The sequence below is a fragment of the Streptomyces camelliae genome (assembly GCF_027625935.1).
GTDB lineage: Bacteria > Actinomycetota > Actinomycetes > Streptomycetales > Streptomycetaceae > Streptomyces > Streptomyces camelliae.
In genome coordinates this window covers 9,103,763-9,129,026 of the sequence record NZ_CP115300.1, presented here as the reverse complement: position 1 = coordinate 9,129,026, position 25,264 = coordinate 9,103,763, and the positions used below count along the sequence as shown (strand labels likewise).

Annotated in this window: 25 protein-coding genes and 4 pseudogenes; 15 read left to right on the top strand and 14 right to left on the bottom strand. The window is 69.0% G+C overall.

The window, feature by feature from the left end:
• The first annotated feature begins 384 nt into the window (after positions 1-384).
• Positions 385-1,623, top strand: a complete 1,239-nt coding sequence (locus O1G22_RS42030; RefSeq protein ID WP_270086119.1) for an undecaprenyl-diphosphate phosphatase — start codon at positions 385-387, stop codon at positions 1,621-1,623.
• Between the two features lie 101 nt (positions 1,624-1,724).
• Here the strand turns inward: O1G22_RS42030 and O1G22_RS42025 are convergent, their stop codons facing one another.
• Together O1G22_RS42025 and O1G22_RS44615 are read right to left on the bottom strand one after the other, a co-directional pair.
• Entirely contained in the window at positions 1,725-2,117 is a 393-nt protein-coding gene (locus O1G22_RS42025) for a nuclear transport factor 2 family protein (RefSeq protein ID WP_270086118.1), read from the bottom strand.
• A 100-nt stretch (positions 2,118-2,217) separates the two neighbouring features.
• On the bottom strand, positions 2,218-3,411 hold the full coding sequence (locus tag O1G22_RS44615; protein ID WP_333492469.1) for an FAD-dependent monooxygenase: 1,194 nt from the start codon (positions 3,409-3,411) through the stop codon (positions 2,218-2,220).
• Between the two features lie 429 nt (positions 3,412-3,840).
• On the opposite strand from O1G22_RS44615, the gene O1G22_RS42010 reads away from it, so the two are divergent.
• Together O1G22_RS42010 and O1G22_RS42005 are read left to right on the top strand one after the other, a co-directional pair.
• Entirely contained in the window at positions 3,841-5,520 is a 1,680-nt protein-coding gene (locus O1G22_RS42010) for a chloride channel protein (protein ID WP_270086682.1), read from the top strand.
• 147 nt (positions 5,521-5,667) lie between these two features.
• Positions 5,668-5,820 carry a hypothetical protein gene (locus O1G22_RS42005; RefSeq protein WP_270086117.1) on the top strand — a complete coding sequence of 51 codons (153 nt, stop codon included), beginning with the start codon at positions 5,668-5,670 and terminating at the stop codon, positions 5,818-5,820.
• Between the two features lie 316 nt (positions 5,821-6,136).
• Here O1G22_RS42005 and O1G22_RS42000 read toward each other — a convergent pair whose 3' ends face one another.
• The 4 genes from O1G22_RS42000 to O1G22_RS41985 all read right to left on the bottom strand — a co-directional run bounded on the left by O1G22_RS42000 (position 6,137) and on the right by O1G22_RS41985 (position 9,196).
• A complete protein-coding gene (locus O1G22_RS42000; RefSeq protein ID WP_270086116.1) occupies positions 6,137-6,673 on the bottom strand; it encodes a MarR family winged helix-turn-helix transcriptional regulator in 537 nt (178 codons plus the stop codon).
• A gap of 98 nt (positions 6,674-6,771) precedes the next feature.
• The gene (locus tag O1G22_RS41995) at positions 6,772-7,500 is read right to left on the bottom strand and encodes a class I SAM-dependent methyltransferase (RefSeq protein WP_270086115.1); all 729 of its coding nucleotides are present in this window, start codon (positions 7,498-7,500) and stop codon (positions 6,772-6,774) included.
• Positions 7,497-8,000, bottom strand: coding sequence for a hypothetical protein (locus O1G22_RS41990; protein WP_270086681.1), 504 nt, complete (start codon positions 7,998-8,000; stop codon positions 7,497-7,499). Before O1G22_RS41990 ends, O1G22_RS41995 begins: the two co-directional genes overlap by 4 nt.
• A gap of 2 nt (positions 8,001-8,002) precedes the next feature.
• Positions 8,003-9,196, bottom strand: coding sequence for a molybdopterin-dependent oxidoreductase (locus O1G22_RS41985; protein ID WP_428986461.1), 1,194 nt, complete (start codon positions 9,194-9,196; stop codon positions 8,003-8,005).
• 560 nt (positions 9,197-9,756) lie between these two features.
• On the opposite strand from O1G22_RS41985, the pseudogene O1G22_RS41980 reads away from it, so the two are divergent.
• Together O1G22_RS41980 and O1G22_RS41975 are read left to right on the top strand one after the other, a co-directional pair.
• Positions 9,757-10,586, top strand: a pseudogene (locus O1G22_RS41980) (IS5 family transposase).
• A complete protein-coding gene (locus tag O1G22_RS41975) occupies positions 10,583-11,011 on the top strand; it encodes a hypothetical protein (protein WP_270086113.1) in 429 nt (142 codons plus the stop codon). The pseudogene O1G22_RS41980 and the gene O1G22_RS41975 overlap by 4 nt, the downstream one beginning before the upstream one ends.
• 18 nt (positions 11,012-11,029) lie before the next feature.
• Here O1G22_RS41975 and O1G22_RS41970 read toward each other — a convergent pair.
• Positions 11,030-11,341: pseudogene (locus tag O1G22_RS41970) on the bottom strand (IS110 family transposase); the annotation flags it as partial.
• 358 nt (positions 11,342-11,699) lie between these two features.
• Here O1G22_RS41970 and O1G22_RS41965 point away from each other — a divergent pair.
• The 4 genes from O1G22_RS41965 to O1G22_RS41950 all read left to right on the top strand — a co-directional run bounded on the left by O1G22_RS41965 (position 11,700) and on the right by O1G22_RS41950 (position 15,093).
• Positions 11,700-12,626: an alpha/beta hydrolase gene (locus tag O1G22_RS41965; protein ID WP_270086112.1), complete on the top strand. Its 927-nt coding sequence runs from the start codon at positions 11,700-11,702 to the stop codon at positions 12,624-12,626.
• A gap of 12 nt (positions 12,627-12,638) precedes the next feature.
• The gene (locus O1G22_RS41960) at positions 12,639-13,523 is read left to right on the top strand and encodes a short-chain dehydrogenase/reductase (protein ID WP_270086111.1); all 885 of its coding nucleotides are present in this window, start codon (positions 12,639-12,641) and stop codon (positions 13,521-13,523) included.
• A 6-nt stretch (positions 13,524-13,529) separates the two neighbouring features.
• A complete protein-coding gene (locus O1G22_RS41955; RefSeq protein ID WP_270086110.1) occupies positions 13,530-14,411 on the top strand; it encodes an SDR family NAD(P)-dependent oxidoreductase in 882 nt (293 codons plus the stop codon).
• A gap of 67 nt (positions 14,412-14,478) precedes the next feature.
• Positions 14,479-15,093, top strand: coding sequence for a TetR/AcrR family transcriptional regulator (locus O1G22_RS41950; protein ID WP_270086109.1), 615 nt, complete (start codon positions 14,479-14,481; stop codon positions 15,091-15,093).
• Between the two features lie 34 nt (positions 15,094-15,127).
• On the opposite strand, the gene O1G22_RS41945 is transcribed toward O1G22_RS41950, so the two are convergent.
• Together O1G22_RS41945 and O1G22_RS41940 are read right to left on the bottom strand one after the other, a co-directional pair.
• Positions 15,128-15,313, bottom strand: coding sequence for a DMT family transporter (locus O1G22_RS41945; RefSeq protein ID WP_270086108.1), 186 nt, complete (start codon positions 15,311-15,313; stop codon positions 15,128-15,130).
• 408 nt (positions 15,314-15,721) lie between these two features.
• Complete coding sequence (locus O1G22_RS41940; protein WP_270086107.1) at positions 15,722-16,336, bottom strand: TetR/AcrR family transcriptional regulator; 615 nt, start codon at positions 16,334-16,336, stop codon at positions 15,722-15,724.
• 88 nt (positions 16,337-16,424) lie between these two features.
• Between O1G22_RS41940 and O1G22_RS41935 the strand changes: the two genes are divergently transcribed.
• The 3 genes from O1G22_RS41935 to O1G22_RS41925 all read left to right on the top strand — a co-directional run bounded on the left by O1G22_RS41935 (position 16,425) and on the right by O1G22_RS41925 (position 18,477).
• Positions 16,425-16,826, top strand: a complete 402-nt coding sequence (locus tag O1G22_RS41935; RefSeq protein WP_270086106.1) for a nuclear transport factor 2 family protein — start codon at positions 16,425-16,427, stop codon at positions 16,824-16,826.
• An 8-nt stretch (positions 16,827-16,834) separates the two neighbouring features.
• A complete protein-coding gene (locus tag O1G22_RS41930) occupies positions 16,835-17,041 on the top strand; it encodes a heavy-metal-associated domain-containing protein (protein WP_270086105.1) in 207 nt (68 codons plus the stop codon).
• Positions 17,042-17,682: 641 nt separating this feature from the next.
• On the top strand, positions 17,683-18,477 hold the full coding sequence (locus tag O1G22_RS41925) for an NADP-dependent oxidoreductase (RefSeq protein WP_270086104.1): 795 nt from the start codon (positions 17,683-17,685) through the stop codon (positions 18,475-18,477).
• Between the two features lie 51 nt (positions 18,478-18,528).
• Here the strand turns inward: O1G22_RS41925 and O1G22_RS41920 are convergent.
• From O1G22_RS41920 to O1G22_RS41900, 5 genes and pseudogenes are all read right to left on the bottom strand, one after another.
• Positions 18,529-18,815 (bottom strand): annotated as a pseudogene (locus tag O1G22_RS41920) (transposase); the annotation flags it as partial.
• 159 nt (positions 18,816-18,974) lie between these two features.
• Entirely contained in the window at positions 18,975-19,355 is a 381-nt protein-coding gene (locus O1G22_RS41915) for an NUDIX hydrolase (RefSeq protein WP_270086103.1), read from the bottom strand.
• 147 nt (positions 19,356-19,502) lie between these two features.
• Positions 19,503-20,240: a flavodoxin family protein gene (locus O1G22_RS41910; RefSeq protein WP_270086102.1), complete on the bottom strand. Its 738-nt coding sequence runs from the start codon at positions 20,238-20,240 to the stop codon at positions 19,503-19,505.
• 556 nt (positions 20,241-20,796) lie between these two features.
• Entirely contained in the window at positions 20,797-22,224 is a 1,428-nt protein-coding gene (locus O1G22_RS41905; RefSeq protein ID WP_428986460.1) for an IS1182 family transposase, read from the bottom strand.
• A 140-nt stretch (positions 22,225-22,364) separates the two neighbouring features.
• Positions 22,365-22,928 carry a GNAT family N-acetyltransferase gene (locus O1G22_RS41900; protein WP_270086101.1) on the bottom strand — a complete coding sequence of 188 codons (564 nt, stop codon included), beginning with the start codon at positions 22,926-22,928 and terminating at the stop codon, positions 22,365-22,367.
• A gap of 115 nt (positions 22,929-23,043) precedes the next feature.
• Between O1G22_RS41900 and O1G22_RS41895 the strand changes: the two genes are divergently transcribed.
• The 3 genes and pseudogenes from O1G22_RS41895 to O1G22_RS45055 all read left to right on the top strand — a co-directional run.
• Positions 23,044-23,619: a DinB family protein gene (locus O1G22_RS41895; protein WP_270086100.1), complete on the top strand. Its 576-nt coding sequence runs from the start codon at positions 23,044-23,046 to the stop codon at positions 23,617-23,619.
• Positions 23,620-23,674: 55 nt separating this feature from the next.
• Positions 23,675-24,913, top strand: coding sequence for an IS256 family transposase (locus O1G22_RS41890; protein WP_270079380.1), 1,239 nt, complete (start codon positions 23,675-23,677; stop codon positions 24,911-24,913).
• 53 nt (positions 24,914-24,966) lie between these two features.
• Positions 24,967-25,044 (top strand): annotated as a pseudogene (locus tag O1G22_RS45055) (DinB family protein); the annotation flags it as partial.
• Between the last annotated feature and the right edge of the window lie 220 nt (positions 25,045-25,264).

Genomic DNA, 25,264 nt, shown 5'->3' with positions numbered 1-25,264 from the left:
CGCGCGGAGGCGTGGGACGGCGCGGCGACCGCCACGAGGTAAGGGCCGGGGGGCCGAGGGTTCGAGCTGACGCGCGAGGTCCTCGACGCCACCGGCATCGAGCCGGATGACGACCCGGGCCGCCTGCCTCGACCACGACCCGTCAGGCCTCCGACATGCTCTTCACCGTGGACGCCCGGTACGCCGCTGTGACGGTCGACGCAGTCAAGCGCCGGCGGAAAGAACCTCGGCAGGCCATGGTGGCTGCGGCAGGCGCAAACTAACAGGGGATGGCTCCGACTCCCGGTGCGAGTCGAGTCGGTTGGGACGGAACGGGGGACAGTGAGATGCACAGGTGGGAGACGGCACGGCGGGCGCGCAGGCGTCGCACTGACCATCTGCGGGGTGGTGCTCACGGGATGTTCTGGCGGCGGCCATGGATCCGGCGCGAAGGCCACGACGAGCCCGACCGAGGCAGCTACCACGTCCGTACCGGCCGGTGCCGACGAGATCAGCGGGACGTCGTTCCGGGTCGACCCCGCGCGCATGCCGAAATCACGGTCGGCCGCCCTGGAGTTGCTGAGGGCCGTTACCGCCGGACCGGAGAGTTTCGGCCCCGGCTATGTGCGGCGCACCCCGTACGAGAGCGACCCGGCCGACTGGCCGGTGCTCGGCACCGACTGCGTATGGCAGCAGCAGCCGCTGCCCGCTGACGTGCTGGGCAGTCTCAGCCGGTACGGCAGACTTCCGGCGACCGGCGGCAAGAGCGAGGTCCACACCGCGGCGACCGTCACCCTGCACCGCACCGCGACCCCCGCCCTCCTGCGCGGGCACTGGAAGCAGGACCTCGATGTCTCCGCCGAGGGCTCCCTGTACCTCAACGAGCTGGTCGGCCTTCACCTGGCCACCGCTCTCGCGCTGGTCGTCTTCTTCTGGCGGGACTGGGTGCGGGTGATCGGGGGGCTGTTCAGCTCAGTCAGGGAGCGGCGCATACAGACCGTGGACCAGCGGCTCGCCTGGCTGCTCATCGCGGCGACCATCCCGGTGGCCGTGGCCGGTGTCGCCCTCGACAAGGTCTTCCGTACGACACTTGGCAAGCCCGTGCCGAGCGCGATCTTCCTCGCCCTCAACCGCATCGTCCTCTTTGTCACCGAGCAGTTGCGGCGTGGCGGGACAGGAAGGAGGCGGGCGGGAGTCTCCCCCGCGGAGGACGAGGAGCACCTGAGCCCGGACGAGCTGTCGGACCGCCGTATCACCGGCATGACCATGCGTCAGGCCGTGTCGATCGGCGCGGCCCAGATCCTTGCTCTGTTCCCGGGCATCAGCCGCTCGGGCTCGACGATCAGCGCGGGCATCTTCAAGGGCCTGGGCCACGAGGACTCCGCCCGCTTCGCCTTCCTCCTGGCTACCCCCGTCATCGGCGGCGCCCTCCTCAAACTCCCCCCGCTCCTCGGCCCCGCCGGCAACGGCCTGCGCGGCCCCCTGCTGGCGGGCAGCGTCGCCGCCTTCATCGCCGCGTACCTCGCGACCCGCTTCCTGGTCCGCTACTTCGAGAACCGCACCCTCATCCCGTTCGCCGTGTACTGCAGCCTCGCGGGCCTTGGCAGGCAGCCTGGCCTACTTCACCGTGGGATGACCGCCTGAACCGCCGCACCAGGCCTTTTACGCGACTTTGATGCCGCCCTGACGCACCACCACACGCTGTCCGGGCAGCGCGATGCCAGCCTGGACGAGAAACCGGAGGGTCAGAGTCCGGTGCCGCCACTGGGATATGCCGCGCCGAGTGCTTCCGCACGGTCCGCGTATTCGGTGACGCGGATGATCAGGCCGTCGGCCAGGTCGTAGACCTGGTACACCGTGGGCGGTGGCCCGGGCGCGGGTCCGGCGCCCGCGAGGTGCAGGCCGAGGACGACGGCCGCCGGATAGGTGAAGGTCTCGTCGACCGTCGCACGCAGTCCGTCGGCGCCCGGGCGGGCGAAGTGGCTGAGCACACGGGAGCGGCCCCGGCAGACACTGCCGCCTTCTTCGGGTGGTCCGCAGGCCACGTCCGGATGCAGCAGTCCGGCCAGTGACTGCCAGTGGGCGGCTTCGACGGCTCTGCGTAGGCGGGCGGTCATGGTGCTCGGGCTGGCGGACATCGGGACCTTTCCGTGACGCGTGGCCGGCGACACCCCGAACGTGTTCATGGTCTGCGTGGTCTTGCTCCCTCCTGGACGGCGCCGGAGCCACGGTTCCCGGTCACCCACGACGGAATCGAGGCGAGTCGGCGCAGGGGCGGCCCCTGTCTCCCCGTGAGGGAGATGCCGGCGAGGCGTTGCGCACCGGGCAGGTTGGAGAGCCGTAGGGCGGTCCGGCGGAGCCGCAGGTGTCGTGGTGATTCGGGTACGAACCAGCGGGCCACTCGCCGGGCGGCACGCTGCTTGTCCGTGATGACGGGCCGCCAGAGCCGTTCCTAGCCGTGCAGTGCGTCCTCGATGTGGGAGGTGCGGGCGAGTTGGTCGGCCAGGACGTATGCGGCGCCGATCGCCAGGGAGGCGCCTTGTGCGGCGAGGAGGGAGACTGCCTGGCAGGCGCCACCGACCAGGACGACCCGGCCGCGGCTCCAGGCCGGGAGGGTCGTCTGAGCGACATGGTCGTAGTAAATCCGGGAAGACGGCGGGCAGTTCGCCAGGACGCGAGGTACGAGCCAGCCGAGCGTGCCGTACTCGTGGCGCAGCGCGCCGCCTGCACGTCCCTGGAGCGAGGGGCGTCGGTGGCGCGGTGCACGGCGAACACGGCGACCGTGCTGTCGCGCAGCGCGTACAGCCCCATCTGCCGGCCGACAGTGTCAGTGAGGCAGAACCGGTCGCCGACTTCTGCGTGCGTCTCGGGGTCGTTGAACGTGAACGCGGCGGTGTGGTAGCCGAGATGGTGGACGTACCGCGCCTTCTCGCCGAAGGCCAGGGCGCGCACGGTGGAGTGGATACCGTCGGCGCCGACGAGCAGGTCGGCGTCGATGCTGTCGCCGTCGGTGAGGGTGACGCGCACTTCTTCCGGCCGGACGTCGACGCGGGCCGGCCCCACGCCGAAGCGCAGACGCACCGCGAGGGACAGCCGCTCCCGCAAGGCGAGTTCGAGGTCGGGCCGCATGATGCTCAGCAGGCGCCCGTCCAGAAAGCGGGCGAAGTGGTCGTAGCGGAGCCCGACCCGGCACTCGCCGTGTTCGTCCAAGAGGGCCGCCTCGGAAACCTGATAGCTCAGCTTCTCCAGGGAGGGCAGCATGCCCATGGCCTCGGCCGCGTCGTATCCGGCCCCGAAGAAGTCGATCATGTAACCGTCGGTGCGGGGCCGCAGCTCCTTCTCCAGGACGACGACGTCCCAGCCGAGCACGTTGTGCAGCCGGCCGGCCAGCGCGAGTCCCGCGATCCCGGCCCCACAGATGACGACCCTCATCGGTGTGCACCGCCTCTCTCCGTCACCTAATTTTTGCACCATGCAACGCTAGTGGGTCAAGAAGGCCCACGGGCAATAAATGCTCACCGGAGTGGACCGACGACCGAGTGAAGGTCAGCTGCCTTCGCCACGGATGCGAGGACTGGGCAGGCGGCATGCTGCACGCAGTGCTGGCTGCCCGAACCGAGGGAATGCAGGCGAAGGCACCGCTGGCGCGGACGGGAGCGGTCGCCGAAGGTCATTCAAGCCCAAGGGGCGGACAGATGGTGCACACCCTTGACATCTTTTGCATAATGCAAAAGTAAGGAAGGGGAATCGATGAGCGGCATACCGGCAGCAACGGACAGCGGGCAAGGGGCGGGCACGACGGCAAAGAGCCTTACACCGGCGCCGGCGATCGCGAGCCTGCAGAACGCCCCTTGGGGTGTGATGGCGCTGGCCGTGGTGGTCGGCGCCGGAGCGGGCGTCGGTTCGGTCGTCTTCCGCTGGTGCATCAAGACCTTCACCGGTCTGCTGTCCGGTCACTCCGACTACTCCTCCTCCCCCGGCGCGAGCAATCCGCACGTGCCGTGGCTGGGCCCGTACTTCGTGCTGCTCACCCCGGTGATCGGCGGCCTGCTCTACGGCCCGCTCGTGAACCGGTTCGCCAAGGAGGCCCGTGGGCACGGTGTGCCCGAGGTGATGCTGGCCGTGGCCCAGCGCGGCGGGCGGATCAGCCCGAAGGTCGCCGTCGTCAAGACGCTGGCCTCCGCGCTGACCATCGGTTCCGGTGGCTCGGTGGGCCGCGAGGGGCCGATCGTGCAGATCGGCTCGGCGCTCGGCTCCACCCTCGGTCGTGTGACGAGGGCGACGGAGGGCCGCACGAAGCTCCTGGTCGCCTGTGGTGCGGCGGGCGGCATCGCGGCCACCTTCAACGCTCCCCTGGCCGGCGTCTTCTTCGCCATGGAACTGATCCTCGGCACTCTCAGCGCGGAAGCCTTCGGCGCTACCGTGCTGGCCAGCGTCACCGCGAGCATCATCGGACGCGCGTCCTTCGGCGACGTCGCCTTCCTGAACCTGCCCGCGTTCCACGTCGACCACCTTGCCCAGTACGGACTGTTCGCCCTGCTCGGCGTGGTCGCCGCCGTGGTCGGGATGGGCTTCGCCCGCTTCCTGTACCTGGTCGAGGACGCCTGCGACTGGCTGTGGCGCGGCCCGGAGTGGCTGCGCCCCGCGGTCGGCGGACTGGCGCTCGGCCTGGTGCTGTTGGCCCTGCCGCAGATGTACGGCGTCGGCTACCCCGTGCTGGAGAAGGCCACGGAGGGCGGCTACGCGGTCGGCTTCCTGCTCCTGCTGCTGGTCGGCAAGATGCTGGCGACCAGCCTGACCATCGGCATCGGCGGCTCCGGCGGTGTCTTCGCGCCCAGTCTGTTCATCGGCGCGATGCTCGGCTCGGCGTACGGCATCGGCGTCCATGACTTGATACCCGGCACGGCCGGCGCGGTGGGCCCGTACGCCCTGATCGGCATGGGTGCGGTGTTCGCTGGCGCGGCCCGGGCGCCGATCACTGCCGTGGTCATCCTGTTCGAGCTGACCGGCGAGTACTCGATCATCCTGCCCCTGATGCTGGCGATCGTGCTGGCCACCGCCACCAGTCGTCGGCTCTCCCGCGACACCATCTACACCCTCAAGCTGCGCCGCCGCGGCATCGACCTCGAAGGCCCCGCCTCCGGGGCGGCGATCGGCGCCCAGCACGTCGGCACCGTCATGGAACCGCTCCCCTCCGCCCTGCCCGCGATCACGTCCCTGAGCGATGCCGCCGACCTGCTCAGCCTCTCGGGCCACGGCGCCCTCCCGGTCGTGGACGACACCGGCCAGTACGTCGGCATCGTCACGGCGCAGATGGTGGCAGAGGCTCTCGCGGAACAACCGGAAAGCGCCCCTGCACTCGTCGGACAGCTCGCCGCGCCGCCCGCACCGGTCACCGCCGACCAGCCCCTCGCACAGGCACTGCACATCCTGCTGTCGGCCAACGGGACCGGAGTACCCGTGGTCGACGCCGAGCAGGGCAAGCCGGTGGGCTGGCTCAGCCACCAGAGCGCGTTGCGCGCGGTGCACGCGACCGCCTGAGCGCCCACCCGGGCTCTTCACGGCCTGGCGGTCAATGGCCGGCTGGTCCGATCCGGCTGGAAGGAGCGGATGCGACAGCCACGGACAGACCAATACGGACTTTCTTTGCATACTGGAAACGTCGCCATGCGAGAGGGGGTGACTGCCATGTCCTATCCACGTCGCTCGGCCGAATTCCGCGTGCCGGCATCGACCGGGATGAGGGCTGGCCGCGAGGTGGCGATCACAAGCAGCCCGGCAACCGTCGTCGACGGGCTCATGCTGCTGGCCGGCATCTACACGGCGGTCTCGCCCTGGTGATCCACTTCTACAGGACGAACCCGTATCTCACGGCGAACAACCTGATCATGGGTCTCGGCGTCGCCCCTGGTCGCTCTCGGAACCCCCCTCGCGCGCCAGCGGATGCACCGATTCGCATGGACCCTGGTGCCGCTCGGCTTCTGGCTGATCCTCTCCCCGGCGGTCGTGACGGCGTGTCGGCCGGGATCGTGTGGAGCAACACGTGTACGGGCGGCGCAGTGTGCCTGCTTGGTGTGATCGCCGCGATACGTGTTCCCGACGCATCGGGGTAGGCGCCACGGGCCCCGGCCATGCCATGACCGGCTGCTGTGCCGGGTCAGGCGTCGTGCGCCATGGCTCCGTCCACGATCCAGCCGAGGGGGTGTGGCTCGGGGTCGTCCGCCGCCGGGGCCAAGGGCTCGCCTCCCGCCTCGTTGAAGGCGTTGAGGGCCTCGACGAGCGCGAGGCGCTCGATCGGGCGGAGTCGTTCGACGATGCCGGCGATCTCGGCGCGACGCCGGGCGGTGACTTCCTCGACGGTGTGCCGGCCTTCCTCGGTCAGCCGCAGCAGAGTCTCGCGGCGGTTGGCGGGATTGGCCTTGCGGTCGGCGAGTCCGGCGGCGATGAGCCGGTCGACCATGCGCATGGCGGTGGAGGGCGCAACCTGGAGCAGCTCGGCGAGCGCGACCAGCTTGGTCTCTCCCCGGGTGGCCAGCACCACCAGCATCCGGAACTGCGGGAGGGTCACGCGCTCCTCGACCTCGGCGAGGGAACGGGCGGAGACCGCTACCAGCAGCCGGGACGCGGTCAGGACCGCCCGGGTGACCGCATCAACGTCGTCCATGGTTCCCGCAGGGGGCTCGCGCTCCGGCATGTGTCCTTTCTACCTTGCCGCAGCCGCCGCCTTCTCACTCGATGCGAACAGACTTTCCTCCCGAACGACTGTGGTAGCAGTGCAGCAGCATGGCGGCGTCATCGTGGAGCGGCCCGGTCGTCCGACGCGTCCGTCACTGCGGGGCCCGTGTCAGGGCGGTCACAGGACGATCCCTGGTGAGAGAGGGTGGCAAAGCAGCGGTGCCCGCTCGTCCACTGATCGGTGACGCTGAGAGCAAGGCTGGCGGCGATCCTGCGGAGCGCTCGTCGCCCGAGCCGTGCCCAAGGAAAGAGCGGACCACTCCGGCCGTGGAGGTCCTCGAACCGGGCGCTGCACCGCTGCTCGACGTCGTCGGGGTCGACCTCGACGACGAGGCGCCCGGTGGGGGCGACGAGGCCGCCGCAGCGGCGCAGCAGGCCACGAGGATCGCCACCGATGCCGATGTTGCCGTCGATGAGCAGCACCGTCTGCCAGCCTCTCTCTGCCGGCAGCCGGTCGAAGACCGATCGGCGCAGTGCGAGCCCTCCCAGAGAGGTGGTCAGTGCGACCGCGCGAGGCGCGATGTCGACCCCGAGGGCGAAGACTCCCCGGCTCAGGAGTGCCCTGCACATGCGGCCCGGGCCGCAGCCGACGTCGAGGACGGGGCTGATGCAGCGTTCCAGCACTGTCTTGTCGGCCGCCGTGGGCTGCTCGTGCCAGCGGTGTACCGGCATCCGGATCCGGCGCCCGTCGGATAGCCGTAGGTACACCGGTTCTCGGCCGGGTCGCAGGACGAGCGCGTAGGGCTCCCCGTCGGCGTCGTACAGCTCGTCCTCGTCCGTTGTCACGGTGCTGCGCCATGCCCTGCGGCCCGTCGGCTCCTGTCGCCGCGGCCTGCCCGCCTCAGGCGGCGCAGTCTCATCGCGAAGGCCACGGCGGAGGCCGCGAAGAATAGGCCGATGATCGCCAGCCATCGGCCGAGGTAGACGCTGTCGGACAGAGCGGTGTCGCCGGGGTAGGGGACCGCCAGACGGAAGATGAGGGGGAACCAGACCAGCAGGAGCAGACCTGACAGGAAGGCGGGGACACGCAGGTAGTTGATCCACGGCACCCTCGGTCCGTCGGCGGCTCGGTGCCGCAGCACGGAGAGGGCCGACAGGCCGGCCAGCGAGTACAGGGGCAGCAGGATGAGGTCGTGGAGGATCGCCGCACCGACGAACCAGATCGCCTCCTCCCATGGCCGGACGGCGAACAGGCTCACCATGGCGTAGCCGGTCAGGGCGAACGAGGCGACCAGGACGAGCAGATGCAGGGGGCCGGAGCCGTACCAGCGGACGATTCGTGCCATGGTCACGCCCTGAAGGTGAGCCGGTGGACCCACTTGGTGTTGGTCACGCCGGGGTTGGCCGGGACGATGATGCGGGCCGGGTAGCCGTGGTCGAGTGAGAGGGCCGCGCCGTTGACGCGGAGGGCGAGCAGCGCTCGGGGGTCGTGGATCTGGTTGCCGCGCAGCACCACCCGGGTGAAGGGGCCGGGGGGTTGGATGGACTGGACCAGGACGCTTGCGGCGTCGGGCATTCCGGCCAGAGCGGCGAGGTCGGCCAGCCGCAGGCCGCTCCAGTACTGGTCTTCGGTGGACCATCCCTCCACGCAGGCGATCGGCAGTGCGGCGGCGTGCTGGGGCATCGCCAGGAGCTGCTCGTGGGTGAAGCCCCGTGGCGCTCCGTGTCCGACAACCTCCAACCGCCAGTTGGGTCCGACGAGCGTGGGGGTGATGCCCACTTTGGCCGCCGTCTTGTTGATCTGGAAGCTGTTCGGGCCGCTGCCCGGTTCGCGGTTGTGCGGCGCGAGCAGCGCGGTGGCGCGCAGCCGGCCGCCGATGCTCTGCCCGGCGGTCACGACGAACAGGAGCAGCGATCCCGCTCCCACCATGCCCACCGCGCCGCGGCGGGTCATCGTGGTCAGGGCGGGAGAGGCTGCCACCAGGCCGTCCGGATCGGGGGGTTCGGGCACGGTGTGGGCGAGGTCGGAGCGCAGTTCGGCGCCCAGGCTGAGCGAGCGCAGGGACCGCGTCATCCGGCCGAGTCTGAGGCACACGTGCACGACGAAGGCGGCGATGAACACCCAGGCGCCGTAGAAGTGCAGGCGGTAGAACGAACCCGGGAAGACGTAGTAGAGCTGGATGTTGACGATGCCGGTGACGAACTCGAAGATGACGCCGCCGACGAGCCTCAGCAGGGACAGCCGCTCCAGGCCGTGGGCGATGGAGCGCACCGGCAGCCATTCGAACAGCTTCGGGATCACCGACCACAACTTGGCCAGCAGCACCGGCACCAGCACCACGCCCAGCGTCACGTGCACGCCCTGGAGCAGCCGGTACAGCCAGTACGGATGGGTGGGCCAGCCGAAGAGATACAAGCCCAGAACACCCATGTCGGGAGTCTCGTCGTTGAAGGGGCTCAAGTCGGGGTTGTAGGAGGCGTAGGAGAGCAGTCCGGTGACGAACAGAACCGGAATGCCGACCAAGAGGACCAATCCGAACACCGAGGTCAGCCAAGGCCCGCGGATCGGACTGCGCCAGAATCCAGGACGGAAAGGTCCCGGGGGCGGGGGCAGCTGCCCCACACGCTGTGCCGTTGCACGAGTCCGAGCACGGCCCGCAGCCGCGGCGGCAGCCACAGCGCCACGTACGCGCTTCAGCCGCTGCAGCGCCGACTTCCCTTCCAGTCTTGGACGTCGCGACCCACCGGTTGGGGCTGAACCCGACGACCGTCCGCCACTTGCCATCGGCCGTCTCCTCCAGACTTCGAGCCGCGCTCACAAAAGGACGGCCCTCAATGCCACGCCCTATGCCGGACAAACAGGACACCTACAAGCTGGCACGGGTCAGGTGGGCTGTCCGAGCCTGAGATGCAAGTCGGTGCCCGTCTCCAGCCGAACGGCGGAACCACTGCAGCGGTGATCTGCCGACCCCTGCGCCTCATCGTCGCGTCGCCCTCATCGGAGGGCGGAATGAAAGGTTATGTCCGTTCTGTCGTCGCCTGAACGTGTGGCCTTGCCGCCTCCGCCGGGTCGCGGGGCTGGCGCCGTGCTGAGCTGGCTGCGTGAGCGACCGCAAGTCCTACAAGAGCGACTTATCCGACGCACGCTGGGCGCTGGTCGAGCCGGTGATCACCGCATGGAAGGCCCAGCACCCCTCCGTCAGCGGACATGAGGGCCGCTACGCGATGCGGGAGATCGTCAACGCGCTGCTCTACCAGTCCCGGACCGGCTGCCAGTGGGAGTACCTTCCGCACGACCTGCCGCCTGCTGGGGCGGTGAAGTACTACTTCTACACGTGGCGTGACGATGGCACTGACCAGGTCATTCACGACCTTCTGCGCTGGCAGGTCCGCGAGAAGAGGGGCCGATTAGCCGACCCCAGCCTGGTGGTGCTCGACACCCAGAGCCTGCACGCGGCGGCCGGGGTGCCGGCCGAGACGACGGGACGCGATGCGGCGAAGAAGGTGCCGGGACGTAAGCGGGGGCTTGCCGTGGACGTGCTGGGTCTGGTGATCGCCGTGGTGGTGCTGGCCGCCTCCGTCCACGACAACGCCTTCGGCACCGCTCTGCTCGACAAGGTCGCAGCCGGTAGCGGCGGCACCGTGACGAAGGCTCTGGTGGATCAGGGGTTCAAGAAGACCGTCGTGGACCACGGTCAGCGGGTGGGCATCGACGTCGAAGTCGTCGAGCGCAACCCGGCCGAGACCGGGTTCGTCCCGCAGCCGATCCGCTGGCGGGTGGAGCAGACGAACGGGACCTTGATGCTGCACCGCGGCTGGTACGCGACTACGAGCACCGACCTGCCTCGGCCGAGTCCCGGGTCTACTGGGCGATAAGCGACGTGATGGCCCGTCGGCTGACCGGCAGTGCGACCTCCTGGCGCGGCGCATGACCAGCGGGGAGCTGACCCTGGGGGCGGTGCTGGTACGTCTGGAGGAGCGCGAGCGGGAGATCGCCGAGCAGGCCGAAGAGACCCGTGAGCAGATCACGCGGCTCGCCGCCGTGCTGGATGAACTCGGCCGGGCCGCCGAGGAAGTGCGGATCACCCGCAAGAGGCTGCTGGAACTGCCCGACCCCGGCCCGCCCGCGCCGTCGGCGTCCGCCCCGGAGCTGCCGGACGGGGCGGCCTACCAGGAGATCATGACGGTGTTCGCCCAGGCAGACGGTCCGCTACGGGCACGGGGCGTGTGCGAGGCGATGGACCTGGACCCGGCTCCGAACAACATCAACAACGTCCGTTTGAAGCTCAAGCGCCTGACCGGGCGCCACATCCTGACCGAGCCAGAACCGGGGCTGTTCACCCTGCCATGTCCGTAGTCGTCAGGCGAGGGCCGAGCGGATCGGCCGCAGATCACGGCGCATTCGGGCCTGGTCCGCGATGACATACGCGTCCCGGGCGTCGGTCTTGCCCTCGCCGCGGTAACCGTCGGCGGCCCGGTTCACCAGGTGGCCAGGCAGGTAGAGGACCTCCTGGCCGTGGTTGCGCAGGAGGGCGAGCAGCAACGCCGGTTCGCCGCCGGTCATGTCGATCGCCCAGGTCACCGGGCTTCCGTCCGCCAGGGCCAAGACAGCGCCGATGAACGTGAGCAGCTCGGGCTCGTCGTTGGCCACACGCCGCGACAGCAACATGCTGCCCTCGGCGTTCCAGGTCGAGGCCGTGGAAGCACACTCGGACCGTCGGCCGTTCTTTGCCTAGACCACCGACCGCCCTGTGGGCCGACAGCGTTCGGGTCGCATGCGCGTCGCGACGTCCGCCAAGGACATGCCGGCCCCGTCTCCGAGGGGCACGCCGGCCTCGCTGTTCCGCCGGTCATCGTCCCTTTCGCCGACCAGTCGGTCAGCGCGGCGCTGACGTAGGGCGTGGCTCAGGACCCAGCGGAGACGTGACGTGTTCGTTGCCGCCGACTTGCTTTACAGCCCCGCAATATTGGATTAACTTCCAATGTTGGAAGCACTTACAAATATCCCGCGAGCCCAACGATGCGAGCCGTGTTACGGAGGTCCGATGACCGACCGATTGAATGTGACGTTTCCTTCAGGGCCGGACGAGTGTCACGCCTGGCTGTACCTGCCCGAGGGCGGGAGTCGGCGTCCCGTGATAGTCATGGCGCACGGCCTGGGCGGTATCCGGGAAATGCGCCTGGATGCCTATGCCGAGCGTTTCACCGCCGCGGGATACGCCTGCCTGGTCTTCGACTACCGACACTTCGGCGCCAGCGGGGGCCAGCCCCGCCAACTCCTGAGCATCCGCCGGCAGCTTCAGGACTGGCAGGCGGCTGTGGCCTTCGCCCGCTCCCGGCAGGAGGTCGCCCCCCGGCGCGTGGTGCTGTGGGGCACCTCTTTCGGCGGCGGCCATGTCCTGGCGACAGCCGCCCAGGACCCGGCCGTCGCCGCCGTCATCGCCCAGGGCCTGTTCACCGACGGTGTCGCCTCTGCCCTAGCGATGCGCCCGGACACCTCGGTGAAGGTGATGGCCCGCGCGGTCCGTGACGTGGTCGGCGCCCGCCTTGGGCGCCCTCCCGTCATGGTCGCGACGGCGGGGCCGCCCGGATCCGCCGCGTTGATGACCGCTGCGGACGCCGAGCCCGGCTACCTGGCCCTCGTGCCCAACGACGCGCCCTTCTCTAACCAGGTTGCGGCGCGGTTCGCCCTGGACATCCTCCGCTACCGGCCGGGCCGCCGGACCGCGAAGATCGCATGCCCGGTGCTGTTCTGCGTATGCGAGCACGACAGCGTGGCCCCCGCGCGGCCGACCCTGCGCCATGCCCGCAGGGCGCCGCGCGGCGAGATCCGCCTCTACCCCGACGGCCACTTCGACATCTACCTCGGCGAGCCCTTCGAACGCGTTGTCACGGACCAGCTCGCCTTCCTGGCGCGGCACGTCCCCATCGGCTCCGCACCTGGTGAAGCCCCGGGACCCACGACACCCTGAAAGAGGTACGAGATGCCCACCTACCCGATTGCGGGGAAGACCGTCTTCATCACCGGCGCAGCCGGAGGCATCGGTGCGGCCACCGCCCGCACGCTGCACTCGCGCGGAGCCAACGTGGTCCTCGCCGACCGGGGCATCGACGCCACATCGGCCCTCGCCCGCGACCTCGGCGGCGACAGGACACTGGCGCTGTCGGTGGATGTCACCGATCGCGCCGCACTGGCCGACGCGGTGGGCCGTACGGTCGACCGGTTCGGCGGCCTGGACGTCGTCTTCGCCAACGCGGGGATCGCGGCCGATCCGCCGGCGACGATCGCTACCATCGACCCGGCCATGTTCGAGCGCGTCGTCGAAGTGGACCTGCTGGGCGTCTGGCGCACCGTTCGCGCCGCACTGCCGCACGTTATCGCGGCGCGCGGGCACGTCCTGGTCACCGCTTCGGTGTACGCCTACTTCAACGGCATGACCAACGCCCCCTACGCCATGTCGAAGGCCGGCGTCGAGCAGTTCGGCCGCGCCCTGCGCGCCGAACTCGGCATCCACGGCGCCAGCGCCGGGGTGCTCTACCCCGGCTGGGTCCACACGCCCATCGCTGGAGCAGCCTTCGGAAGCAACGACATCACCACCCGCATGCGCGAGATCGCCTTCCCGTCCCTGCTCGGCAAGGCCATCGCCCCCACGCGCGTCGCGGACGCCGTCGTCCGCGGCATCGAGAACCGCTCGGCCCGTGTCATGGTCCCCCGCAGGTGGGCACCGTTTTCGGCCCTGCGCGGCGTCCTTAACCCCGTCACCGATCTCATCGCCGAACGCCACCCCGAACTGCGCCGACTCCTGCGCCGACTCGATGAATCCGCCGGCCCCACAGGCAAGTCCCCGCAGACCGACTCACCGAGGTAGGCCGTCATGACCCGTTACGACCTGGCCGGGCGCACCGTCGTCCTCACTGGTTCCACCGGCGGCCTGGGCGCTGCCCTCGCCCGGGCCCTGCGCGGGCGCGGCGCCAACCTCGCGCTGCTCGACCTCAGCCTCGCGGCTACCACGGCCCAAGCCCAGGACCTGGGAGACGAAACAGTCGCCCGTGGCTGGCACGCCGACGTACGCGACCTCGCCGGCCTGCAGCAAGCCATGCACGAGGCCGCCACGCACTTCGGGCGCCTCGACATCGTCATCGCAGGCGCCGGGATCGACACCATGGCCCCGATGGCGGCCATCGACCCGTCGGCCTACGAACGTGTCATCGACGTCAACCTCAACGGGGTCTGGCGCACCTTCCGTGCCGCACTCCCCCACGTGCAACGCCACGAGGGCTACCTGCTCGCCGTCTCGTCCATGGCTGCCTTCGTGCACTCGCCGCTCCAGATCTCCTACACCGCGAGCAAGGCCGGCGTGTGGGCGCTGTGCGACAGCCTTCGCCTGGAGGTTCGCCACCTGGGTGTCGGTGTCGGCAGCGCCCACCCCACGTTCTTCCGCACTCCGATGATGGACGACGTGACCGCGGACCCGGCCGGGCACGCCCTCTGGGGCGGCAACTCCAAGGGGTTGTGGAAGATGGTGCCGCTGGAGAAAGTCATCGCCGGCATCGTCCGCGGCATCGAGCGCCGTGCGGACCGCGTCGTCGTCCCCAGGTCCCTCACCCTGACCGCGAACGCTCCCGGCCTGTTCCGGCCGATACTCGAACGTGTCGGTTTCCGCTCTCAGACGGTCCAGCGCGCCCTCGGCCTCGCCTCGGCGTCGGGCTGGCACGACCCGGCGGTGCATGAGCGCCATCAGGCCGGTTCCCGCTGAAATCCGGGCTGAAGGAAGCGGCCCAGAGGGTCCGGCCGTTCGAGCACCTCGTAAAGTAGCGAAGACCATGACAATCAAGGTCACACGCACGACACGTCGGGCCGCCGCAACCCGTGCGGCCATCGTCGACGCCGCCGAGGAACTGCTGGCCTCCGGAGGCCCCGACGCGGTCACCTTGGAAGGCATCGCGGAACGCGCGGATGTCGCCGTGCAGACGGTGTACAACCGCGTGGGCGGCCGCGCGGCCGTTCTCATCGCCGTTGCCGAGCGGGCACTTGAGGACAACCGGACCTACATGGACGACGCCTACGCTGCCCCGGGCACCCCCGCGGAACGCATCAGGGCCGCCTCGGCCGCGTACGTCCGCTTCGCCGCCGAGCGCCCGCACCAGTTCCGCCTGCTGGCCGAGCCGCCGGACGAACCCGCGGCCCTGGAACGGGTCGCCGCGCTCGTCGACGAGCAGAACGCCAAACTCGCCGCCGCCCTGGCCGACGGGGTGGCCGACGGCTCGCTCGCCGCCGACCTCGATCCCGTCACCACCGCCACCGCGTTGTGGGCGGCCATGAACGGCGTTCTCGGCCTCTCCTGGCGCGCGGACCGACTCCGCGCTGACGCCTCCCAATTGACGGAACTCGTCACAGCTGTGGAAAGGGTGGTTCTCCGCGGACTGCTCGCCCGCTGAAGTCCGCCCGGGGCCGACCTGTGCCCGGAGCCGGTCAATGCGCACCGCCGAGGTTGAGGATCACGACCCCCGCGATCACCAGGGCGACCCCGGTCACCTTGGCCAGTGTCAACGGTTCGTTTAGGAACAATGCGCCGACGAGCACGATGAGGGTGGTGCCCAGACTCGACCAGACCGCGTAGACGATGCCCACCTGCAGACCACGGGCGATTGCGGGCACGGGGCGTGTGCGAGGCGATGGACCTGGGCGCCTGACCGGGCGCAACATCCTGACCGAGCCAGAGCCGGGGCTGTTCACCTGCCACGTCCGTAGTCGTCAGGCGAAGGCTACTTCATCCACAACGACGAAACGGACATCAGCTCACATCCCGCCCTCTCAGGAGTGGTCTGTTCCTCCACGGCCGCGCATAGCGAGTTCGTCGAAGGGGCAGGGCTTGGCGGGAGATACGGCCTGGCTCCTTCGATCGCCGGCCTCGCGCCCGCCTGCGTCAGCCGGGATCCCGCCTTGCGGCAATCGGTACCGTCGGGCCGGCCGTATTCCGGCACCGGACACGGAACCGCACACGCGCTGGCTGACGGCGTCGCCGGACAGGCAGGACAGACCGCCGCCGGCAGCCACGAGCGGCGCTCACCCGCGCGCCCTTGAGGTACCCCCCTCGCCGATCGCATCAAGCAGACGGAGCAGGCTCTTCCGAAGCGCATCCTGCGCGGCCGTCTCGGACATCCGGCCCTCATCCTGTTCCTCACTCGCGAGATGCCCGAGACGGACGGTGGCCGCGACCAGCCAGTCGACCGGTAGCCGGTCATCGAACTCCCCCGTGTCCCGGCCTCGCAGGATCACTTGTTCAATGCGGTCGGCGACCGTTCTGTGCTGGTCTCGTTCGGCCTGCGGGCTGACGGGCAGGGCGCTGATCTTCTGCAGCAGTACCGGGTAGCGCCGGGCCGCCCTCATCCCGGCATCGAGAAGGCGCATCAGCACGTCCGCAGCGGGTCCGGTTTCGAGGTCGACCGCGTCCATCGCGGCGACGGCTTCCTCGGTGATGCGGTCGACGACGGCCAGCAACAACTGCTCCCGCGAGGGGAAGTGGGCGTACACGGTCTGCCGCGTCACGCCGGCGGCGACGGCGACCGCTTCCAGGCCGGCATCGGGATCGGCATCGAGAACCCGAGGCGCGGCCTCCAGGATGGCCGCCCTGCTGCGGCGGGCGTCAGCGCGAGGCTTCCGAGGCGGAGGCGACGTCATCTCTTACACCTTGTCAAAGTTACCGAGAGATGGAATTCTTACATAGTGTAAAAATTAGTGCGTGAGTCCCACACCGGCGGGAGCACCCATGACCCCACTCCACGGCACCGATCCCAAGGAATTCATCGCCGACTTCTTCACCTCCTTCGCTGAGGAGTTGCTGCGGAGCGACGAGGACCCGGCAGTGATCGTCGACCGCTTCCACACCCCGGACATCGTCCAGGTCGCCGACGGCCACCGGATCGACCGCGACAAGCTCATCGCGCACACCCGCCCGGTCCGCAAGAACCGGCCCACCATCCGGATGGAGGTGCACGAGGCCATCGCGGACGACGAGCGGATCGCCGCTCGCTACACCCTGCGCTCCTCCCAGCGTGGCAAGGACCTCGTCACCGAGGTGCACTTCTTCGGCCACTTCACCGCCGACGGACGCATGCGCCGAGCCCACATGGCCACCCGCTCCGTACCCGCCCTCGACAGCACCGAGTAAGTGCCGACGTGACCGAGACCAGCTACTCCGTCACGGGCATGGTCTGCGCACACTGCGCGGCATCCGTCACAGACGAGATCGAACACATCCCCGGGGTCATCACCGTGACGGTGGACGTCGACGCCGGAACGGTCGTCGTGACCAGCGACAGAACTCTGGACGTCACGGACGTCCGCGCCGCGGTCGAGGACGCGGGCTATGAGCTGACAAGCTGAGATACCAGGCGTCGAGAAGCCCCTGGCCTGCGGGCCCGACCGGTGATCGACACACCTTCACCGGATCAGCTCGGCTTCGCCAGCATCGCGGTGAACGGGCGAATGATCGTCCTGTCTGCCGACCGAAGGCACAGAGCACGCCTTCGGGATCCCTGGCGAGGAGAACATCCGCTTTTTCGACGCGTTGCCGAACGTCGCCGTGGATCGTGTCGGACAGGCTGCCGGACCGCTTGGAGCCGCCGCTGCCGTAGCGTGAGCGACGCTTTCGCTCCGCGAACCCGAAGACGTACGCCCTGACCCGACTCAAGGTCCAGGTGCAGATCTATTCCACGATTGGCCCAGTCGGTCACTCTTCAAATGGACCACATGTCCGGGCCACTGGCTGCATAGCCTCGACACCGATGCGGCTGGGACCGCGATCGGCCTGTGTAGGGGATCTTGAGGTCGACACTGGTGCCTGTTTTGGGTTTCCGGCCTGTACCTGCCGGTCGGCCGGACTGAGCGAGAGGACGAAGATCTGCTGTGAAGGCGTGCGGAGTGTCCGGGGCCGAGAAGGAAGTCGCCCTGCTGGAGTTGCCCGAACCGTCCTCTCCCGGGCCCGGTCAGATCCTGGTGTCGGTCGAGGCGGCCGGGGTCGGCCCGTGGGACGAACTACTGAACGGCGCTGGCTGGGACGTGGGGCTGCGCCCCCGGCGGCGCTGGGAGTGGAGGGCGCGGGCAAGGTGCTGGCCGTCGGCGCGGGTGTCACCGGGTTTGCCGTGGGCGACCGGGTGCTCGCACACGAGGCCCCGCTGCCCGGGGGAAGCGGCTTCTGGGCCGAACGCGTTCTGGTCAACGCGGATCATGCGGCAGCCTGCCCACCCGGGCTGGACGCCGTGCACGCGGCGGCGCTGCCGGTCAACGGGCTCACCGCGTTGCAGGCCCTGGAGAAGCTGGGCCTCGGCCGAGGGCAGCGGCTCCTGATCACCAACGGAGGCGGGGCCACCGGAGCCCTGTCCGTCCAGCTCGCCGCGGCCAGGGGTATCGAGGTGACCGCGACCGCGTCTGCTGCCGCCGCAGAGCGCCTGCTCGGTCTGGGAGCGACGGAGGTCGTCGACCACCACGATGCGAACTGGCCGGCCCAGGTACGCGGCGGGTTCGACGCCGCCCTCATCATCGCCACCGGCGCGGCGGGCGCCGCCCTGCCTTTGGTGCGAGACGGCGGCCGACTGTGCTCCCTGACCTCGGACGCGCCTGCGGAGGAACGAGGCATCACGAGTTGGGACCTCTACGTCGAGCCCAACGCCACGCAGCTTCTCCGGCTGGCGGAGCAGGCCGCCGCGGGAACCTTGAAACTCGCACCGGGACCCCTGCCGCTGAGCGAAGGACCGGCTGTGTTCGCCCGCGTGGTTACCGGACGGGCCGGCGGAAAGAAGATCGTGCTCACCCGAGCATGACCCGACCGGGCACCGCCCGCTCCCGACGCTGGGCCGCAGTGCCCGCCAGGCGCGATCGAGAACCTGGTCGCGGTAACTGTCGTGGTGTGGCCGCGGTCGGCGACGAGCGAGTCGGGCTTGCAGCGCGGACGGCGCACCCGGCCGCGGACCGGCGGGATCGCGTCGGGCAGAGGCAGGAGCTGGGTGACGTCGTGGCGGTTGCCGCCGGTCAGCAGGGTCGCAAGCGGGTGCCGTGGCCATCCGTGATCAAGTGGCGCTTCGAGCCGGCCAGCACCCGGTCGACCGGCGACAGACCCGTACGGCTCCCCCTTTAGGGTCCTGACGTGCGAGGAGTCGACCACGCGTACCCCGTCCCGAACTGGCACGACACCTGCGACTCGGACCGAACACCACCGCCGGAACAAAACGCTCGCTCACCCGCCGCCGGCCCATACGGCGGTCGCCGAAGAAGCCCCTGCTCGCCCAGTCAGTGCGATCAGCCAGCGGACTCCGGGCCGTCACTCTTCCCGAACTTCGCTCCAGCGCCGAGCATCCAGTTCCTGCCACGACATCCCAAGCTCGATGAGCCCGGTCTCCTCGGCCAGCTCCTCCGGGCTGATCCTTCCGCGGTGAGCCTCGATCGCACGGCCGATCTTGCCTGCCCACAACTTGGCGTCCACGAATGGCCGCTGTTCGTACACATCGACCAGTGCAGCCACATGTTCGCCCGAACACGCGGTCAGTCGCCGCTTCCCGTCCAGTTTCGGATCACGGCCATGGATCACCGACGAATCCGGCACCAGCGCGGAAACCTCGGTCCCGTCGGAGATCTCCTCCCCACACAGATCACGTAGCTCCGGCAGGAACGAATCCTCGTCTGGTTCATCCCTGTCGGCCACTCTTCCTTCCTACCTCTCAACCACGACCGCTGAGCGTTGCGACCCTGGCAGCACCGTCCGCACCCCACCCAGGCTGCGATTCCCGCAATGGGAGCAGGGGCGGGCCCCTGCTCCCAACCGACGCCGTAGCCCATGCCGCTCCCGTGCCTACCGGTGTTCGGGATTCTCGTAGTCGCGGCGGCAGCCGGCGTCCCAGGCGGTGCGCTGGTTGCCGTAGGCGGGGATTCCGCCGAGGTCCTTCAGCGCCCGGGCGAGGTGAAGCAGGTTCCAGGTCATGAAGGTGGTGTTGCGGTTGGTGAAGTCGTTCTCCGGGCCGCCCGAGCCGGGATCGAGGTAGGAGGGCCCGGGACCGGCCTCGCCGATCCATCCGGCATCGGCCTGGGGAGGGATGGTGTAGCCCAGGTGCTGGAGGCTGTAGAGGACGTTCATGGCGCAGTGCTTGACGCCGTCCTCATTGCCGGTGATCAAGCAACCGCCGACGCGGCCGTAGTAGGCGTACTGGCCTGCTTCGTTGAGCAGGCTGGAGCAGGCGTAGAGGCGTTCGATCACCTGCTTCATCACGGAGCTGTTGTCGCCGAGCCAGATGGGTCCTGCCAGGACGAGGATGTCGGCTGCCAGGACCTGCTGGTAGAGGTCCGGCCAGGCGTCCGTCTTCCAGCCGTGCTCCGTCATGTCGGGCCACACACCGGTGGCGATGTCGTGGTCCACGGCGCGGACGACATCGACGTGCACTCCCTGCGCGTCCAGGATCGCTGTGCTCCGGTCGATGAGCCCCTGAGTGTTGCTGGTCTCCGGCGAGCGCTTGAGGGTGCAGTTGATCACCAGGGCACGCAGGTCGTCGTACCGGGCCAGCGGTGCGTCGGTGGCGGGCGACGAAGCAGTCACACGGTCCTCCAGAACCCTCTGCGCAGCTCGATGCTCGGCGGCGCATGTCCACATCCGGCTCCAGCGTGTGGGACGCCGGAGGCAACCGCCACCCCGACGCCGCCGAACGGCCGCGGCATGCCCGCTCCATCGCCACCACCCGCAGCGGCCCGCTCAGTGTCCAGGCCCCACCAGCTCCCACAGCGGTGCCCGCTTGGTCCCACACTCGCCCTATGAGCCCCCGGACGTCGCTGCAAGAGCAGGCAGTCGAGGGCAGCAGGGCATTTGATCCAAGCGACACGGCTGGTCCAGGCAACGTCGACGACGTACTCGGCGCCAGCACACTGAACCTGCACGGAATTACTCAGAGCCGACCGGCAAGACGAGCGCGCTTCGCGCGCGGATTGGTTCACTGGCCGCCATGGGCAAATTCTCCGGTTGTCCGGCCAGCGCTGAACCTTCTTCGTATGCTGCCGCAACGGTGCCCTTCCGGCCGGCGCTCACTGCTGGAGCTCGGGTCGCCGTCAGCCGCGAAGAGAGGCTGTGGGGATGTGGTGCGGCTGAAAGGCCTGGCTGATCAGCTGGCGAAGGCGGCGAGTCCGGTGGTTCCAGCGTGTCGGAAGATCTTGCGGAGGTTATGGCAGGCGACCAGCAGGCGCCACTCGCCGCGGGCGCCGTCTTCGCCGCGTAGGAGGAGCTGGCGGCCGTTCTGGCAGGTCATGATCTGGCCGAAGACGGGTTCGACGATGGCCTTGCGGCGGCTGTAGGCGACCTTGCCGGGCTTGGTCCGTAGCTTGCGGGCCATCCGCTCCTTCAGCGTGGCGTTCGCCGGGATCCGTCCGCGCGGCGCGGGCGGGACCTGTTCGTCGTGGGCGAGGCGGCCGGTGGCCATGAACGTGTTGGTCCTGCAGGCGAGTTGGCGGTTTTTCGCGGCTTCGAGGTTGGTCTCGCAGCAGTATCCGGCGTCGACCAATGCCTGCTTGGGGTGGATGCCGGTGTTCTGGGCGGACTGGTCGAGCATCATGGTGTGGTTCAGTGCGTCCGATGGGTTGGTCGTCACGTCGGCGGCGGTGATGACCTGGTGCTTCTCGTCCACGACAGCCTGGGCGTTGTATGCCTGGATGTAGGCGCCGTCGCTGTTCTTCATGATCCGCGAGTCGGGGTCGGTGAAGTTGGCCTGGGCCTTGGGCTTGGGGCGGGCCTTCGCGGCGGCCTGGTCCCCTGCGCCGGTGACGGCCTGCTCGTCGTTGGTGCCGCCACGCTCCTGGCGGCGGCCTTCCTTCTCCTCGGCGTGGCGGCGTGCCTTGTCGGCGGCCTCGGCCTCGATCTGCGCGCGAGCGGCCTGCAGTTTGGCCAGGCGTTCCTCCCGGCGGTCGAGTTCGGCGGGCAGGTCCACGTCCTTACCGTCGGGGCCGAAGGTCTGGTCCTCGGCAGTGTCGGTGGCCTCGGCGTCGGCCAGCAGTGCGGCGGCCTGGGCCTCCAGTTGGGCGATCTCGGCCTCGACGCGCTCCTCCTTGTCGACCAGGCGGCCGTAGCTCATCGCCTTGTGCTTGGAGGCGTTCGCTTCGAGCTTGGTGCCGTCCAGGGCGACGCGGCCCATCTTGACCATGCCGAGTTTCTGCGCGAGGTGCAGCGACTGGGTGAACAGGCCGGCGAGCGCGTCCAGGTGGCGGCGGCGGAACCGGGCGATGGAGCGGAAGTCCGGGGCCTGGTCAGCTGCCAGGAACCGGAACGCGACGTCGTCGGTGCACTTGCGCTCGATCGCCCGCGAGGAACGGACGCCGGTGGTGTAGCCGTAGATCAGCAGCCGCAGCATCAGCCGGGGATCGTAGGGCGGGTAGCCGCGCTTGTCGGTGTACTCCGCAAGCACCGGCGAGGGGTCGAGCACCTCGTCGACCAGATCGGCGACGAACCGGGCGAGATGGTCCTCGGGCAGCCAGTCGTCCAGCGAAGGAGGCAACAGTAGGACCTGGTGCGGGTCGAAGGCCCGAAACGTCTTGTCCACCGCCGCCGGACCCGAGACCGCTTCTTCCCGGTCGGCTCGACCTCGAACAGTCCATCCCCGCCACGCATATGGCGATCATCCCGCATGAAAGGTCGCGGGCTGCCGGCGGGGTACCGCCGGGTCTTCGTGCGTAGCAGTGGTCAGCCTTGCCGGCGGAAGTCCAGCATGTAGAAGACCTTGTCGTAGCGGTGTTCGCCGACGGCGACGAAGTCAGGCAGACGGCCGTATTCGGTGAAGCCCAGCGACCGGTAGAGGTGCAGGGCATTGGCGTTGTCGCCACGGGCGTCCAGGGTGAGGACCTCGATACCCGCCTCCCGGGCGTCAGCGATCAAGGCAGCGATCAGCGCCCGGCCGACACCACGGCCATGCGCAGCAGCATCTACCGCGATCTTCTCCAGATCGGCGTGTGGCCGATGAGTCGGTCGGGCGTAGCGGAGCCAATACCCCAACCCGACCAGCTGACCGTCGAGGTAAGCGGCACGCAGGGCCGCATCCCCGGCCTGCACCGCAGAGACGACGTGGCCGAGAAGTTCCGCCACCTCATCCCGCGAGGGTGGATCGACCCAGCCCAGCGCGGCACCCCCACTGACCAGGTCCGCCAGGATCTGGTGGGCCGACTCCGCAAACCGGACCTCCAGCTCCGGATCCGAAGTCAGCTCCATGACGTCAAGGATGGCAGGCTCAGTGGTCATACTGCTGGTCATGATCGGCAGCATAGCCAGTACAAGGCCGAGCCGAGACCCCGCACTCCAGCCCCGAGTGTCTCCGAGCCGTTACTGACCCACGCTCCTAGGTCTCCGTTGTATGTAGTGTGCGGAAATGACAAGAAGCGAGCGGCTCGCGGAGCAACTGGACTGGTACTGGCACAAGAACCTGCGGCCGCGGCTGGACGGTCTTACCGATGAGGAGTACTTGTGGGAGCCGGTGCGCGGCTGCTGGAGCATCCGCCCACGTGGCACGCCGGCCGCACCGATGTCTGAAGGTTCGGGGGAATGGACGATGGACTCCGCGTCCCCTGCCCTGGTGCCGGCGCCGGTGACCACGATTGCCTGGCGGCTGGCGCACATCATTGTCTCGTGCCTGGGCTATCGGGTCGGATGGTACTTCGGCGGCCAGGACGTCGACTCCGAGACATTCGCCTACGCGGGGACCGCTGACGAGGCGCTGAAACAGCTCGATGAGATGTACGGGAGATGGAACGCGGGGGTCCGCGAGCTCTCGGACACTGACCTGGACAATCCGCCCATGGTGGGTCCTGAGCGGTGTCCCATGGAGAACAGGGTCCTGCACGTCAACAGGGAGCTGATCCATTCACGGGGTTGCGTCCTGGGAAGTGGTGTACGGGTTCGACCTGATCCGGGGGTTTGCTCCCGCGTCGGGGTGACGCCCGCATAGATGAACGGCCACCGGCTGATCTTCGAGATGTCGAGTCACGAAGGAGATCAGCACGATGACCGCACCCGACAGTCTGCCCCTGCACGCCCTCGCGGAGGACAACCTCGCAGCGGCGAGTCCCGATCTGCTGCGCGCGATGGTCAAGACGTTCGCGGACGCGCTCATGTCCGCCGAGGCCGATGCCCTCTGCAATGCTGAATACGGGCAGGTCAGCGACGAGCGAGTCAACCATCGCAACGGGTATCGCCTTCGCGAGTGGGACACCCGCGCGGGCACCGTCGAACTCGCCGTTCCCAAGCTGCGTCAGGGCAGTTACTTCCCGCACTGGCTGCTGGAGCGTCGCCGCCGGGCTGAGCAGGCCCTCATCAGCGTGGTCGCCACCGCCTATCTGCTCGGCGTCTCCACCCGCCGAGTGGAGAAGCTCGCCGAGAGCCTGGGCGTCACCCAGCTGTCGAAGTCCCAGGTCAGCGCCATGGCCAAGCATCTCGACGAACAGGTCGCCGCGTTCCGCAACCGGCCCCTGGACGCCGGCCCCTACGCGTTCGTCTGGGTGGACGCGCTCACGCAGAAGGTTCGCGAGGGCGGCCGCATCATCAACGTCCACGCGCTGATCGCGGTCGGCGTCAACGCCGATGGGCACCGTGAGATTCTCGGCCTGGACGTGGCCACTGCCGAGGACGGCGCCGGCTGGCTGGCCTTCCTGCGCTCCCTGATCGCCCGCGGCCTATCGGGCGTCCAACTGGTCATCTCAGACGCGCACATGGGCCTGGTCAACGCGATCGGGGCCACCCTGCCCGGCGCGAGCTGGCAGCGATGTCGTACTCACTACGCCCGCGCGTTGCTGAGCCAGGTGCCCAAGTCGGCCCAGCCGTGGGTGGCCACGCTGCTGCGGACCGTCTTCGAACAACCCGACATCGATGCAGTCCAGTCCCAGATGCGGCACGTCCTGGACGCATTGGAGGCCAAGTTCCCCAAGGCGGCAGCCCACTTGGACGCCGCTCAGGGCGATGTGCTGGCGTTCACCGCGTTCCCGCGCGAGATCTGGCGGCAGATCTGGTCGAACAATCCGCAGGAACGGCTCAACAAGGAGATCCGCCGCCGCACCGACGTGGTCGGCATCTTCCCCGACCGCACCGCCCTGATCCGCCTGGTCGGCGCGGTGCTGGCCGAGCAGAACGACGAGTGGACCGAAGCCCGCCGCTACATGGGACTCGACCTGCTGGCCAAGGCCCGCCTCCACCCGATCGAGTCAGAAACCGACGACACAGTCATCCCGACGGAACTCACCGCATAGCCTCAAAGAAGAGATCACCGAGTGGCCGTCGATACACCACTCCCGCGGACGTGACCCATCACGGCGCCGAGATGTCCTTGCTGCGCGACCTCTACCGCTGGCAGGACGGAGCCGTACCGCGCCGAATGTGACCTTTCGGTAACGACGATCGAGCTTCGGAAGCCTACGTGGACTCCGTAACGCTCCGTGGCTGCGAGCTTCACTGACCGTCTCGCCCCGGCCCCATGACCGACGCCAAGAATGCGACCTCGAATCCGTCGGAACCAAACCGCACACGGCCGAGGATCGCAGGTGGCAGGGGCCAAGTTCGTGGTGCCAGCGCCTCAGAAATCGCGAACTCAGGCGCTTCAG

Excerpts from the sequence above, each read along its gene's own strand:
- O1G22_RS42025 (WP_270086118.1), bottom strand. The coding sequence starts at position 2,117 with ATGTCCGCCAGCCCGAGCACCATGACCGCCCGCCTACGCAGAGCCGTC.
- O1G22_RS44615 (WP_333492469.1), bottom strand. The coding sequence starts at position 3,411 with ATGAGGGTCGTCATCTGTGGGGCCGGGATCGCGGGACTCGCGCTGGCC.
- O1G22_RS42010 (WP_270086682.1), top strand. The coding sequence starts at position 3,841 with ATGGCGCTGGCCGTGGTGGTCGGCGCCGGAGCGGGCGTCGGTTCGGTC.
- O1G22_RS42005 (WP_270086117.1), top strand. The coding sequence starts at position 5,668 with ATGTCCTATCCACGTCGCTCGGCCGAATTCCGCGTGCCGGCATCGACC.
- O1G22_RS42000 (WP_270086116.1), bottom strand. The coding sequence starts at position 6,673 with ATGCCGGAGCGCGAGCCCCCTGCGGGAACCATGGACGACGTTGATGCG.
- O1G22_RS41990 (WP_270086681.1), bottom strand. The coding sequence starts at position 8,000 with ATGGCACGAATCGTCCGCTGGTACGGCTCCGGCCCCCTGCATCTGCTC.
- O1G22_RS41975 (WP_270086113.1), top strand. The coding sequence starts at position 10,583 with ATGACCAGCGGGGAGCTGACCCTGGGGGCGGTGCTGGTACGTCTGGAG.
- O1G22_RS41965 (WP_270086112.1), top strand. The coding sequence starts at position 11,700 with ATGACCGACCGATTGAATGTGACGTTTCCTTCAGGGCCGGACGAGTGT.
- O1G22_RS41960 (WP_270086111.1), top strand. The coding sequence starts at position 12,639 with ATGCCCACCTACCCGATTGCGGGGAAGACCGTCTTCATCACCGGCGCA.
- O1G22_RS41955 (WP_270086110.1), top strand. The coding sequence starts at position 13,530 with ATGACCCGTTACGACCTGGCCGGGCGCACCGTCGTCCTCACTGGTTCC.
- O1G22_RS41950 (WP_270086109.1), top strand. The coding sequence starts at position 14,479 with ATGACAATCAAGGTCACACGCACGACACGTCGGGCCGCCGCAACCCGT.
- O1G22_RS41940 (WP_270086107.1), bottom strand. The coding sequence starts at position 16,336 with ATGACGTCGCCTCCGCCTCGGAAGCCTCGCGCTGACGCCCGCCGCAGC.
- O1G22_RS41935 (WP_270086106.1), top strand. The coding sequence starts at position 16,425 with ATGACCCCACTCCACGGCACCGATCCCAAGGAATTCATCGCCGACTTC.
- O1G22_RS41900 (WP_270086101.1), bottom strand. The coding sequence starts at position 22,928 with ATGACCAGCAGTATGACCACTGAGCCTGCCATCCTTGACGTCATGGAG.
- O1G22_RS41895 (WP_270086100.1), top strand. The coding sequence starts at position 23,044 with ATGACAAGAAGCGAGCGGCTCGCGGAGCAACTGGACTGGTACTGGCAC.
- O1G22_RS41890 (WP_270079380.1), top strand. The coding sequence starts at position 23,675 with ATGACCGCACCCGACAGTCTGCCCCTGCACGCCCTCGCGGAGGACAAC.